Source organism: Corallococcus sp. AB049A (genome assembly GCF_003668885.1).
In the GTDB taxonomy this organism is placed as follows: Bacteria; Myxococcota; Myxococcia; order Myxococcales; family Myxococcaceae; genus Corallococcus; species Corallococcus interemptor.
This window is the reverse complement of record NZ_RAWL01001418.1, coordinates 1-393: the sequence shown is the minus strand read 5'-3', so window position 1 is coordinate 393 and position 393 is coordinate 1. Positions and strand designations below refer to the sequence as shown.

Below are 393 nucleotides of genomic sequence, written 5' to 3'. Positions count from 1 at the left end.
GGGGACGTCACGCGCCGAAGCGGGCGGGATCGCAAACAGCGTGCAGAGCAGTGCGGCAGCGAGCGTGCGGTACATCGCGGTGATCCATCAGCGGTGATGGCGCATGTTGGTCACGACCGACGAGCGGGTCAAGGCCGCCGATTCCCGCATCGGGGAGAGCCGGCCAGCGGCCGGCACTACCACACGTTTCGGTAGTGCCGGCCGCTGGCCGGTACCTCCGTGATCAGCCGAGGATTCCCGGCAGATCCAGTCCCTTTTCCTTCGCGCAGTCGATCGCGATGCCATACCCCGCATCGGCATGGCGCATCACGCCAGTGGCCGGGTCGTTCCACAGCACGCGGCCAATCCGCTTCGCCGCCGCTTCGGTGCCATCACAGACAATCACCATGCCGG

1 pseudogene is annotated in these 393 nt (G+C 67.2%); it reads right to left on the bottom strand.

Annotation, left to right across the window (positions count from 1 at the left end):
* Positions 1-223: 223 nt before the first annotated feature.
* Positions 224-393 (bottom strand): annotated as a pseudogene (locus D7X55_RS47355) (urocanate hydratase); the annotation flags it as partial.